The sequence below is a fragment of the Flavobacterium ajazii genome, from assembly GCF_010614725.1.
In the GTDB taxonomy this organism is placed as follows: domain Bacteria; phylum Bacteroidota; class Bacteroidia; order Flavobacteriales; family Flavobacteriaceae; genus Flavobacterium; species Flavobacterium ajazii.
In genome coordinates, this window is the sequence record NZ_JAAEHL010000007.1 from 182,083 (window position 1) to 195,084 (window position 13,002).

Annotated in this window: 9 protein-coding genes; 3 read left to right on the plus strand and 6 right to left on the minus strand. The window is 38.6% G+C overall.

The features are described 5' to 3' along the window. Positions 1-3 precede the first annotated feature (3 nt). Positions 4-2,346, minus strand: coding sequence for a tyrosinase family protein (locus GWR14_RS14255; RefSeq protein ID WP_163409752.1), 2,343 nt, complete (start codon positions 2,344-2,346; stop codon positions 4-6). Between the two features lie 301 nt (positions 2,347-2,647). Here GWR14_RS14255 and GWR14_RS14260 point away from each other — a divergent pair, with 301 nt between their 5' ends. Continuing rightward, positions 2,648-2,839 carry a hypothetical protein gene (locus tag GWR14_RS14260; protein ID WP_163409604.1) on the plus strand — a complete coding sequence of 64 codons (192 nt, stop codon included), beginning with the start codon at positions 2,648-2,650 and terminating at the stop codon, positions 2,837-2,839. A 91-nt stretch (positions 2,840-2,930) separates the two neighbouring features. Here GWR14_RS14260 and GWR14_RS14265 read toward each other — a convergent pair whose 3' ends face one another. Then, positions 2,931-3,380 (minus strand): DUF1810 domain-containing protein, encoded by a 450-nt coding sequence (locus GWR14_RS14265; protein ID WP_163409753.1) that lies wholly within the window; start codon positions 3,378-3,380, stop codon positions 2,931-2,933. A gap of 780 nt (positions 3,381-4,160) precedes the next feature. Between GWR14_RS14265 and GWR14_RS14270 the strand changes: the two genes are divergently transcribed. Further along, the gene (locus tag GWR14_RS14270; protein ID WP_163409754.1) at positions 4,161-7,274 is read left to right on the plus strand and encodes a virginiamycin B lyase family protein; all 3,114 of its coding nucleotides are present in this window, start codon (positions 4,161-4,163) and stop codon (positions 7,272-7,274) included. Between the two features lie 394 nt (positions 7,275-7,668). After that, positions 7,669-10,023, plus strand: coding sequence for a leucine-rich repeat domain-containing protein (locus tag GWR14_RS14275; protein ID WP_163409755.1), 2,355 nt, complete (start codon positions 7,669-7,671; stop codon positions 10,021-10,023). 302 nt (positions 10,024-10,325) lie between these two features. Here the strand turns inward: GWR14_RS14275 and GWR14_RS14280 are convergent, their stop codons facing one another. The 4 genes from GWR14_RS14280 to GWR14_RS14295 form a co-directional block, all read right to left on the minus strand. Further along, a complete protein-coding gene (locus GWR14_RS14280) occupies positions 10,326-10,991 on the minus strand; it encodes an SMI1/KNR4 family protein (RefSeq protein ID WP_163409756.1) in 666 nt (221 codons plus the stop codon). A 404-nt stretch (positions 10,992-11,395) separates the two neighbouring features. After that, positions 11,396-11,965 carry a hypothetical protein gene (locus GWR14_RS14285; RefSeq protein WP_163409757.1) on the minus strand — a complete coding sequence of 190 codons (570 nt, stop codon included), beginning with the start codon at positions 11,963-11,965 and terminating at the stop codon, positions 11,396-11,398. Between the two features lie 315 nt (positions 11,966-12,280). Beyond that, a complete protein-coding gene (locus GWR14_RS14290; protein WP_163409758.1) occupies positions 12,281-12,712 on the minus strand; it encodes an SHOCT domain-containing protein in 432 nt (143 codons plus the stop codon). Beyond that, entirely contained in the window at positions 12,709-12,858 is a 150-nt protein-coding gene (locus tag GWR14_RS14295) for a hypothetical protein (RefSeq protein WP_163409759.1), read from the minus strand. The genes GWR14_RS14290 and GWR14_RS14295 overlap by 4 nt, the downstream gene beginning before the upstream one ends. Positions 12,859-13,002 lie beyond the last annotated feature (144 nt).

A 13,002-nucleotide genomic window follows, 5' to 3' on the forward strand; every position in this document is an offset into this window, starting at 1 on the left:
GAATTATAAAAGTGATTTCAGTCTTTTTAGCAGAATTCCAAAGTCATCTTCTCTGGCTTCGCTGCTTTCTCTATTTGCCTTTAATAGTTTTGGCCGTTCAGCATGCTCCCTGATTTTGTCCAGAAGTTCTCCGTCTTGACGGATTTTGTTGAGGCCATCTTCTTCCTGAAGGGTAAGTTTAGATAACAGTACTGTTAACAAGTGATAATCCTGTTCTTCCTCATCCTTAAATGTTTCAACTGCTTTTGCAAGCATAAGGTTAGGATCTTGAGCTTCCAGCGCATGGGCGGATGCTTCCCGCACTTCCGATGATTCTGTTTTATTCCCGAAAAGAGAAAGCAGAAAATCTTTGCTGGCTGTATCGGAAGACAAAGCGTGGATGGCCATGATTTTTGCCTTTTCATCCGTGGATTCTTCTGCAACCTTTCTAAACAGGTCGAGGAAATTATGGGGATCAAGTGACAGATAATAAACTGCTGATTCGTCTGAAACAATAGCCTTTTCCGGATTTTCCAGTCCCTCTTTCAGCTCCCTTTGTAACCATTCGTCTTTTTGGTATGCCAGCAAATCAATAGCTTCAAGAGCAATGCGTCTGTCCTTGTCCCTGATCAATTTGCGCAGGCCTTCTATCACTATAGGGCGAAACTGTTTAAATGCGGAGCCTTCAAAACCTAAAACCCGGATTTGAAGCATCACCGTTTTTCTTAATTCCGCAGGCTCGGAAAGGTCTGTCAGTATGCTGATAAGAATCCTTACAAATTCTTCCGTATGCCCAAGGTATCTGGTAAGAAGCTGCACTACCCCGCTTCTGACTGCTGCAGGTTCCTGTTTGTCAGTAACAATTTTGGTCAAACCGTCCAGTTCGCCAATAGGTTCTTCAATGGAGTCCAACGCCACAAGCCGCAGCTGACTGTCAAGATTCTTGTTCAGAATTTGTTGAATATGCTGATTTCCTGTCATAGCCATAGTTTTCAGTAAAGGTAAGGAAGGAGGAACGGTGAAATGGAAAGGGACATTGTCGTAGTCAAATCCAATGGAATTATTTGGGTCAAGCCTGCCTTTATAATCAATCACCTCCTCAATGGTGGGTTGTGAAGCAGGGTTAGGTAATACTTTGTATCCTTTTTTAACGGTAGGATATTCCCCATAAGGCGCTTGTGGCGGTCGGGGAGCTTGTGTATCTCCGTTCCATGGCCATTGTGTTTGTTGAGAATATGCCCCGAATCCTAAGTCCCGGTTTGGGCTCAATCCCTGTGGCGAATAACTGTCAGCATCTTCCGGTGTAAATCGATCCCACTGATTCTGCCATAGTGCCCACAAACGGTCCACATTGGAGTGCAACATAAAAAAAACCGGGTCCTGAGGAGCGGTTGGAATATCTGAAATCTGCCCCCTGAAACTCATGTGACCACCTCCATGTGGCGCACTGAAGACATATCCTGGACGGGAGCCCCGTGGTCTGTTCTGATCCCAAAATAAGTTAAGGTAAATCCCTTTCCCCATGTTTATTGCATAGGCCTCCGGAGCTTTCCTGTCTATCAGTACGTCCCAGCCTCCATTGAGAGTCAGATCCCAGTTGAAGGCAGACCTAAGCAGCATAGCAGAACCAGGTGGTTTCCAATTCCGCCAAGGGTTCGAAAGAGAGAAAGTCGGGACAGATCCCGGGTTTTCGTCTTCATTGGTAACCATTATTTTTCCGGCAAAATTTTCACTAAAGAGATTGGGTGCAGGAAAATCCCAGCGCCAATAATGAAGAGATACACTGGAATCAATTTCCTGCAGGTCTCTTTCCAGGTTCAAAAGATACAAGCGGTGCCAGGGAAGAAAATTTTCGTAAAAGTGAATTTCATTATCCGTGTTCGCTATATGCATGTCTGTGAACTGCTTGTAAAATGCGTATCCGTCCTTTTGGTTTAATTGGGCGAATGCTCTGATGAACCGCATTTTCTCTTCTTCAGTAAGGGTCTCGGCATCCTTTCTCACCCGCACCATCAGGGCTTCAGCCACAACAGGTTCGGCAGTGGGGTTTAAATTGGGGTCATCCTGAAAAACACAGATTTCAATGTCTTTGTCACGAGTGCTGGCATTTCCAAAATCTCCGGTGAGATAAAAAGTAGTCCAGGTTTCATCCTCACAAATTAATGTTGCGGTTGGATATACTGTCTTACGGAGTGCATCGGTAAAAACGGCCCGGCCCATGCCCAGATTTCTTGTTCTGAGGTACAGAATTTTGTTGCCACTGTTACCCCCTACTCGGATATGACAAATGGAAGGTCCCCATGCCAAATAGGGAAGATGAAGATCATTTTCAGGATCAGGGCAATTAATTTTAATTTCTATATTCATTGTTGTCAAGTTTTAATGGATCAATAGATAGTATAAGCTACCTCATAACTTATATATACACGAAACAAACATTCGTATATCCACCTCTATTAAGACGGATTGACAGAATTTACTTTCGTTTTACATCTTTCCAAAAATAATCATAAAAAAAAACACCAAACCAAGTGTATACACCTGTTTTTAAACACATTACTTCTTTTTATCTAAAACAATTAAAATATAAAAGTTAATACCTGATATATCCCCGATTTTCATCAGGAACACTTCCAGCAATGGAAAAATTCTTTTTGATTTACATTGTGTGCACAAGTGCGACACCTGCACTTGCGCCAGAGGAACGGGGGTTCAAAAGCCACACGAAAGGATTCGTGCGGGAACGGGGAAAGCAGCCGGAGCAAGAGCCAGTAAATCTTCTTTAGAAATTGAAAACCTTTTAAAAGAATTTAGAAAAGTTTCTATTGAAGAATCTAAAAAGCAATTCATCTTACTTTAAACCCTTTCGGGCTTTCCTAAGGGCTTTTTAATTTTATATTATTACTATAATTTCAATTAAAGCAGGTTATTAAGAGATATCTCTTCTTAATTTAGCGCAGTGCCGGATGCATCATTTCATTTAGAATTGATAACGTAAGAGGATCAAATTGCCCTGAAAAAAAAGCATCTAATACCTCCTGAAAGACAGGATTAGTATTATCTGTTAAACTAAAAAGTGTCATTGAGGATTGCAATTTACGTGCATCGAGATCTCCAAAAATAGATTCTACTGATTTCATTTTAAAACTCAGCAATACTTCTGCGCTTTCAATAATATGCTTTCTTAGTATTGGATGTGCCAGGAATTCTTCGCTTTGCTGTAAATTTTCGATAGCATATAGCTCCGACATTTCACTTCTTCCGAGTCCTTTTATCTGAGGGAATATAAACCACATCCAATGTGTTTCTTTTTTGCCTTTTTTAAGCTCAGAAAGAGCTGTTAGATATAGTTTGTTTTGTGCTTCTAAAAAGCGTGTCAGGTCATTTTTTATTGCTGCCATTGGGGTAGGTGGTTTTAATAATTGGTTTGAAAAGTAATAAAAAATATAATGCCACCTAAAAAATATAGAAGAATAAACGGTTAAATTGACCTCAAATTTTCTGATTGTTTGAAATGGATTACAAACATTTTTTCATAAATCTGACTTTAAGCAATTTAACAATATAGCTATATAAAAAATGACGCTAAACTTATTTATGCTTCCTATAAAATGACTGAACCTCACCTCCTCCTGTGTTAAATTGGTGCAATACATTTTCAATGACATAACACCACAGACAGTATTTAAAGTCAGGAGATTTTAAGAGGTTTTGATTTTACAAAAACATTAAAAAAATATGCGAAGTCGGAAACGTTCGCCAGCAAGATATTTACATAGAGCGTTTCATTAGGAACACTTTGGAGAATGGGCTATGTTCATGATTTTGCAACTTAATTCTACCAATTCTAGCCTTTTTATTGTCCCACACAAGTTTTCTGAACTTCTATTCAAAAAGTGAAGTAAATAGATGGTTTTTGAATCAAATGGATTGCTGTTTGACGCATTTGGTTTTTGGGCTAAGATGTAGATTTGTAATGCATTTTTAGCTTTTAGCCGTTGGCTTTGTCTATTTACCACAAGGGCGAAAAGGCGCAAGGTTTTTTTAGCTATCGGCTTGAGACAATGAACACAAGTTTCTGCTGAAAGCTCATTGCCCACAGCTAATAGTTACGCAGGTACAATTATCTTGAATTCAAATAATAAAATTCACTCAAAAAAAATAATTTAAAAACTACTATTATGGAAAAAAACTACTATTTGAAACAAAAAACACTTTTCACGATACTGATTTTTATTTCATTTCAGACAAATTTTTGGTGTCAATGCGGAACAATTGGTCCTACGGCAAATGAACAACAGATTTATACAAGTTCAGCAACCATTGCTAATTTAACGGCAACAGGTACAAATTTAAAATGGTATGCAGCAGCAACAGGCGGTACAGCTTTGGCAACTACAACGAGCTTAACAAACAATCTAACGTATTATGTTTCGCAAACGGTTTCTGGTTGCGAAAGTGCCCGAACGCCTGTTCTTGTTCGTAGTATAAGTGAAACTGCACAAACATTATGTGGTACAACGAGCCCTACATTTGACAGTGTAATTACAACGCCAAACCCAGGCACTACCGCTGCTTGGTTTAGTAACAATACGGGCGGTACAGCATTGTCAAATACACAAGCAATAATGAGCAGTACATATTATGTTGAACAAAAATGTCCATTGTCTATTCTAACATTAGGGAGTGGCTTTTTAAAACCTTATGTTGTTACAGTTCAGCCTGATGGCAGAATTTTAGTGGTAGATACTTTTAACAACGTAATTAAGCGTATGAACGCTGACGGAACGGATATTGTAATCCTCGGAGGTGGATTTAATTTTCCTGTTTCTGCTGCTATTCAAGCTGATGGTAAAATTCTTGTGGCAGATTATGGAAACAACGCCATTAAACGAATGAATGCCGATGGAACAGGCATTGTAACAATAGGATCTGGATTTTTTTTGCCTGCGGGAGTTGCCATTCAAACGGATGGTAAAATTGTGGTGGCAGATTATGGAAACAGTGCAGTGAAACGAATGAATGCTAATGGAACGGGGATTGTTACCTTGGGATCGGGCTTTAAACCCAATGGTGTTGCGATTCAAGCCAATGGCCGAATTGTGGTGGCAGACTATGGAAACAATGCCATAAAACGAATGAATGCCGACGGAACGGGTATTGTAACACTCGGTTCTGGGTTTAGTAGTCCTACGAATGTTGCAATTCAAGCTGATGGAAAAATTGTGGTGGCAGATTATGATAACAATGCAGTGAAACGAATGAATGCCGATGGAACGAATATTGTTACCCTGGATTCTGGGTTTCCAAATCCTTACGGAGTAGCAATTCAAGCTGATGGAAAAATTCTGGTGGTTGATGCTGATTATGCCAGCAAAGCTGTAAAACGTATTACAGAGGCTTATAGCACAAATCGTGTACCAGTAAACGTAACTGTAAACAATACGCCAGCACCTACCGCTACCGAAACTCAAATTTATACAGACACGTCAACAATTGCTAGTTTAGCAGCAACGGGTACAGGTTTAAAGTGGTATGCAGCAGCAACAGGTGGGAGTAATTTGGCAACAACAACGAGCCTTACCAACGATGCAACCTATTATGTATCACAAACTGTTTCTGGTTGCGAAAGTACTCGTACGCCAATTACCGTTCATAACATAACGGATGGAACTCAAACTTTTTGTAGTATGAGTACCCCAAAAATAGCAAGTTTTATTAGTTCACCGAGTACAAACGCTACCGTTTCATGGTTTAGTGCCAACACAGGTGGTACAGCACTAACCAGCACAGAGGCATTAACAACTAAACCTTATTATGTAGAGCAAAGATGCCCAGCTTTTGTTAGCACGCTGGGAAGCGGATTTAAAACCCCTTATAGTATTGCCACACAAACTGATGGCAAAATTCTAATGGCAGACACTGGCAATGCGCTTGTAAAACGAATGAATGCGGATGGTACTGCCATTATAACGCTAGGTACAGGATTTACAAGCCCATGTGGGATTGCCGTACAAGCCGACGGTAAAATTATTGTGGCAGATGCAGGCAATAATGCCATCAAACGAATGAACGCTGATGGCAGTAACATTGTAACTCTAAGTACAGCATTTAGTTTTCCTACTGGAGTTGCCATACAAGCTGATGGTAAAATTATTGTAGCAGATTATAATAATAACGCAGTTAAACGAATGAATGCTGATGGAACAGGCGTTGCAATATTAGGTACAGGATTTAAAAACCCAAGTGGGATTGCCATACAAGCCGATGGAAAAATTATTGTTGCTGATTTGGGTAATAATACCATTAAACGTATGAATGCTGATGGAACTGGAGTTGTAACCTTAGGATCGGGGTTTAATAGCCCCAGGGGTGTTGCCATACAAAACGATAACAAAATAGTAATTGCAGATCAAAACAACAATGCCATAAAACGCATGAACGCCGACGGAACAGGCATTGAAACATTAGGCAAAGGATTTAAGACACCTTTTGGCGTTGCCCTACAAACAAATGGTAAAATTCTTGTGGCAGATTATGGCAACAACGCTCTAAAAAGCATCACAGAGCCCTATAACTCCAACCGTGCTGTCGTAAATGCAATTGTAAATACAACACCAGCACCAACCGTAGCAACACCAGTAGCCCATTGCTTAAATGCTTCTCCAGCTGCCTTAACAGCTTCAGGAACAAAATTATTATGGTACACGGCAACTGACCTGTCTGGTAGCAGCACTGCACCTACACCTTCAACAACAACTGCAGGAACTACCTCTTATTGGGTAACACAAACAGTAAACGGATGCGAAAGTCCTAAAGAAAAAATTGATGTAGTTGTCACTTCAAGTATAAACAACATTGTAACTCTTACCGGGGGCGAATTGGCCGCTAATCAGGAAAATGCAAATTACCAATGGATAAAATGTTCAGACAATTCAAATGTTGGTACAAACAGCAGGACGTATTCTCCAATAGTCTCTGATAGCTATAAAGTAATCATCACAATGGGATCTTGTTCGGTAACTTCTGCCTGCACAACGGTTTCATCTTTAGGAACAACCGATTTTGAAACCATTACAGGCTTAACAATTTCACCAAATCCAAGCAAAGGCATGATTACAATTCAGTCGAGAACTTCGGAGGATTTCCAAATCATTAACCTTAATGGACAGGTTTTGAAATCATTCACAATAAAAGCAGATACAGACAATTTAATTGATTTGCAAAACCTAACCAATGGTGTGTATATCATTAAAGGGAAAAATAAATCCTATAAGCTGTTGATTGAGAAGTAGGCTTTTAGCTACTCACCGCGAAGGCATAAGGGCGCCAGATTTTTTGGAAGAGCTAAAAGCTTTTTTTGGGCAGCTAATCCGCCTTCCGTTCCCGCTTTTTTTTGTTCCGCTAAAGCTCCACAAAAAAAGAGCTCCACTCAAGTCGGGCTGCGTTGGAATACGTACTCACGAGAAGTGCTCTATAACACTTCACATCTGTAGAAATCCGACCTCGAAGAGGTCAAACGTTTATAGCCAATTTTGCAACGAGAATATGCGACCCCATCGGGATCGAACCACATAAAAAACATTATTTCCTATAAACATTTCATCCCTTGGGATGATGAAAGAAACATCCGACTGTGTCAGAATGCTAAAAGCCAAAAAATTACTAATACCTTAAAAATAAAATAAAATGTTTAAAAAATTACACTTATTTATTGCCTTATTACTTGTTCCGATGAGTTTTTGGGCGCAGACTTTTACACAAGGAAATTTGACTTATACCGTAGTTCCGGGCACGACAAACGTGTCTGTGAAAGCAGCAAATGGGTTTGTAACATCGGTTGCTATTCCTGAATTTGTTACAGATAGCGGCACCAATTATACTGTAACTAGTCTTGAAAGTAATGCTTTTTTATATTGTTCCGGCCTCACTTCGGTTGTAATTCCGAATTCGGTAACGAGTATTGGAGATTCGGCTTTTGCTAATTGTTCCGGCCTTACTTCCGTTTCGATTCCCAATTCGGTAACGAGTATTGGAGATGTGGCTTTTTTTTATTGCACAGGGCTTACTTCGATTGCAATTCCTGATTCGGTAACGAGTGTCGGAGTTTATGCTTTTGCGAAATGTACTGGGCTAACTTCCGTTTCGATAGGTAATTCGATAACGAGTATTGCAGATTATACTTTTTCTAGCTGTGCGGGCCTAACTTCGATTGCAATTCCTAATTCGGTAACGAGTATCGGAGTTTATGCTTTTTCAAATTGCACTGCACTGACTTCGGTTTCGATTGGAAATTCTGTGCTGAATATTGGAAAATATGCTTTTTCAACTTGCACTGAGCTTAGTTCGATTTCGATTGGAAGTTCGGTAACCAGTATTGGCGATTTTGTTTTTGAATATTGCCCTAATTTGTCTTCGGTTGTAATTCCGAATTCGGTAACAACCATTGGCGATTTTGCTTTCCAATTTTCGGGGCTGACTTCGGTGATGCTTGGCAATTCTGTAACCAGTATTGGCTCTTATGCTTTTTCTAGTTGCAAGAAGCTGGCTTCGGTTGTAATTCCTGATTCGGTAGTGACTATTGGCGATTATGCTTTTCAGAGCAGCTCTGGTCTGACCTCAGTTTCTATTGGTAATTCGGTTACCAGTATTGAAAAATATACGTTTAATAACTGCACCGGGCTTGTGTCGGTTTCTATTGGCAATTCGGTAAAGAGCATTAGTGAATTTGCTTTTTATAGTTGTACTGCACTCACTTCTGTCACCATTCCGAATTCGGTAACGAGTATTGGAATTTTTGCTTTTGCCTTTTCAGGACTTACTGCTGCAACGATTGGCAGTTCGGTAACGAATATTGGATTTTCGGCTTTTTATAATTGCACCAGGCTTACCTCAATTTCGATTCCGGATTCGGTAACCAGTATTGAAGCTTCTACTTTTTATAATTGTTCCGGACTTACTTCAGTTTCAATCGGTAATTCGGTAACGAGTATTGCTGAGTCGGCTTTTCAATATTGTTCCAGTTTAGGTTCTATTACGATTCCGGATTCGGTAACCAGTATTGGAGCGTCGGCTTTTCATAGTTGCAAAGCTCTGACTTCAGTTGTACTTCCTAATACATTGACAGCTATTCCGGATAGTGCTTTTTACGATTGTAGTGAGCTCGCTTCGGTTTCAATTCCTAATTCCGTAACGAGCATCGAAAATTATGCTTTCTATAATTGCAAAAAGATTAATGCGTTTACAATTCCTGGTTCGGTTACCCGCATCGGAACTTATGCTTTTTCTAATTGCACTGGCCTGATTTCGATTTCAATTCCAAACACGGTTACCAGTATTGGCACAAATGCGTTTTTTGGCTGCACTTCTTTAACCTCCGCCACGATTTCAGAGACAATTACAAGCATTCCGACGAGTCTGTTTCATAACTGCACTAGTTTGACTTCGATTGTAATTCCAGGCCTGGTTACAAGTATTGGAACAAATGCTTTTAGAAATTGTACGGCGTTAAGCTCTGTTACAATTCCAAATTCGGTTAAAACTATTGGTTCATTTGCTTTTAATGGCTGCAAAGGTCTCACTTCTATAACGATTCCCAGTTCGGTTACCTCCATTGCCAGAGAAGCTTTTGCGAATTGCACCGGGCTAACAGCCGTAACTGCGTTGAATCCAACACCAGTAGTCATCATTGCCAGTGTTTTTGCAAATGTAACTATTGCCGATATTCCGCTCACAGTGCCTAATGGCAGCGAGATCGATTATCAAACTGCCGATGTCTGGAAGGATTTTAAGTTTACTACACTAGGAAATTCCTCTTTCGGGAAACAAGAAAAAATTTCTGTGTATCCCAATCCCTCATCAGGAATATTTAATATCGAAACCAAAGAAAACACCTTCTTAGAAGTGTTTGATGTTTCGGGCAGAAAGATAAAATCACAAAAAGCAACTTCCGAGGCTTCACAAGTGGATTTGTCAAGCTGCAATAATGGGGTTTATTTCTTGAAAACCAATGACGGGACAGCCAAGCTGGTAAAAGGCTTTTAGCTTCCACCGCAGGGGTGCAAGGATTTTTATCAAAGGCTGAATGCTAAAAGTTACGCCGGTACGTACCTAAACGCTGCCCAACCTGAACGGACTGAAAAAGCAGAAAAAAAGCCTTTTTCACCCAAATGTCTCTGTTGCAAACGGGCAATTTGCGCCCCATAGCGGTTTTTTGATACCCGTGGGGCGCCTCTGGCATGACCAAAACGCCTTTGCCTGTGAAAATTAATTTTATGGGTTTCATACTTTAAATTATTTAGATAATTTGAACATTATTAGTCCACGCGATCGGGAAGTTTTTCTTCTCAATAATTCGTTAACCATTTTTTCCAATTGTTTACTTTATCCCCGTCCAATTCTAAAATGTTCTCATTATCGTTATGGAACGGTTCAAATTGCCAGTCCTCTGGTCCAAAACAACCAACATTACTCCACCTTGTAATGAAGTCAATAAAATTATTTCCAAGTCGTTTGCCGTGAAAGTCGCTACCATCATGACTGAGAAATACAACTGGGAATTCATCTGTCGTCACAGAAGTGTCAAAAGCAATTAAGTCCCCAGTTGCAACTCTGATTATTGGCGTCTTGTTATGCCAAACTTTATTGTAGTTGTCGGTTGGGTCGTCAAAACAGCTTTCTACCCAACAATCATATTGTTCTTTCAAATTTCCTAAGTCCTCAAAACTCCAAAGTCCTTCATAACCTGCTGAAAATATTTGTCGATATTCTCCTTCAGTTTCCACTCCTTCAATTTGAAAAGAAAAATTTACTCCACCCGAATAGTTAGTTATTACGTCAATAAAGTCAGGTGGCAATTTAATTTTCAAGTCATCAATTATCTTGTCAACTTCGTGCTTGCTAACAACTGGTTTAATAACTAAATCGTCAACGATGTCCCATTGTCGTTTTTTAGCAATGTCGAGAATCCAGCCCCAATTTCCTTTCCAAATGTCCCAAGTTTTTTTGTCCATTGTCCTATTGTTTTATTACCTGTTGCTGTATCGTTAAAATTATCGTTAACTTATTTATATACGCTAAAAAAAGCGAGAAATCTATCCGAAATTGGGTCTATATACAAATGTTTGTTATGTTTATATATTTTCAAAAATCACCAAAAAAGATTACAAAGTACCAAAGAATATCTAGTTACCTCTATCTTTATAAGTTATTTAAAGTCGGGAGACTTTAAGAGGTTTTGATTTTATAAGAACATCAAAAAAATGTGCGAAGCCAGAGGCGCTTTCAAAGCTTTTATTTAATGTGTGAGTAAAAGTTCTTTTATTTTGATTGTGTGCACGAGTGTGACACTCGCGCCAGCTTCGGGGAACACTTCGTAGAGATTGTACAACAGTCACGGTGTTACCAGTAGTTATTTTTAACCGTAATTAAAATAAATAGTTTTTGAACCATTGCTCAATCCAAAATTAAGAAGGCTAAGGAGATTTCTAAGATCCTGACCCAAATTGTTACCAATATATCCATCACCAGGATTAGTATGAAAGTTTGAAAAATATTTTTCGATTCCTATAGTATCATAACTTGTTTTATCAAGTTTTTGTTCTAAATTTTCAATCTCTCCGAGTTTTTCGATTAATCCTATTAGGTGATTTTTTACTTCTGAAATGTTATTTCCAACTTCAGCATTTTTCTTCAGCATTGATTGTCTTAGGTTCTCTTTTTCATCTTCATCGTCTTCAAATTCAAGCATATCTTCAATTTCCCATTCTTCAGCATATTCCTGCATATTGTAAAGAAAAGTAATGTCTACACCAGTTAATTCACCTATTTGGTCAAGTTCAGGTCTACAATCTTCAACTACGTCTTTTCTGCACATGAAATTACAAAATGTCCTACTTAAATTTGCTACTTCTTGAATTTTTTCAAACTCACCAAGCAAGTAAATATTTTCCTGATTATCAAAATTTACTGAAATATCTAAACCCATGATCTGTTTTTTTATAATTACCGGAACGTTCTGCGGCTTTGTGCTGTAGCGGAAATTCAATGTTAAATATAATAAGAAATTGTAATGTTCCGTTTATTTTTCAAGAAAGAAAAACTAGCCATAGCGCGAGGGCAGGGGGAGTGCGGTTTCAAAAGTCCACACGAAAGGATTCGTGCGTCATCAGGGGGGATCAGGTTTTCTTTAAAAAAAAATGCCCTAAATGGCTAAACACTATCTAGGGCAGTTCAGTCCAGAAAGCTTCCGGAAATACTCAAAACTGTAAAACACTTCGGAGAACAGAAGTTCGTCTTTTTTTTATTCGAGCATTCTTCTTTTCTGTTCATTAAACTCTTCCTGAGTTAAAATTCCTTTTTCAAGTAAGCTATGTAATTTTTCCAAGTCATTTGCTAAATCTGATTTCGTTTCATTGTTTGAGCTTTCTAATTCTACTGAAATTGGTTTTGTAGTTTGTTTGCTTAACAATCTTTTTAATTCTGAATATAAATTTGGAATATTTTTACTCTGTTTTATAAAAATATCACATTCATTTCCGTTATTATTTACTATCAATGTCAATTGATTTTCTTTTCTTCTTTTTCCACCAATAGCAGCACCAGCTAATAATCCAATTCCTCCTGTCAAAATTCCACCAATAATTGCCCCAGTAACCGCTTTTCCTGCAGATCTATAAGATTCTTGATTTAGTCCAACTTCTATGATGTCATCTGGTTTAATAATCTTTTTCACTGATGTAATTTAAATTCAACTTCATTTTCTCTGAATTGAATTATAACAGGTTTCTCACCGCTACTAATATCAGGAAATCCCATTTCGTATTTTTCCGAAAATCTCGGATGCTTAAGTGAATCTTTGAGTGAGTCTAAAAATCCCATTTTGATTTGTTTTTAAAGTTAATTTTATTTTTAAGAAGAACGTTTTTCGCGATGTTTTAATAAATATGACACACAACTTATATACGAAACAAACATTCACTCTTTTATTTCGATTTGTGTGCACTAATGTTACTCTCGCTCCAG

Bases quoted from the DNA above. Each gene is read 5' to 3' on its own strand.
- GWR14_RS14255 (WP_163409752.1), bottom strand. From the start codon at position 2,346: ATGAATATAGAAATTAAAATTAATTGCCCTGATCCTGAAAATGATCTT.
- GWR14_RS14265 (WP_163409753.1), bottom strand. From the start codon at position 3,380: ATGGCAGCAATAAAAAATGACCTGACACGCTTTTTAGAAGCACAAAAC.
- GWR14_RS14270 (WP_163409754.1), top strand. From the start codon at position 4,161: ATGGAAAAAAACTACTATTTGAAACAAAAAACACTTTTCACGATACTG.
- GWR14_RS14275 (WP_163409755.1), top strand. From the start codon at position 7,669: ATGTTTAAAAAATTACACTTATTTATTGCCTTATTACTTGTTCCGATG.
- GWR14_RS14280 (WP_163409756.1), bottom strand. From the start codon at position 10,991: ATGGACAAAAAAACTTGGGACATTTGGAAAGGAAATTGGGGCTGGATT.
- GWR14_RS14285 (WP_163409757.1), bottom strand. From the start codon at position 11,965: ATGGGTTTAGATATTTCAGTAAATTTTGATAATCAGGAAAATATTTAC.
- GWR14_RS14295 (WP_163409759.1), bottom strand. From the start codon at position 12,858: ATGGGATTTTTAGACTCACTCAAAGATTCACTTAAGCATCCGAGATTT.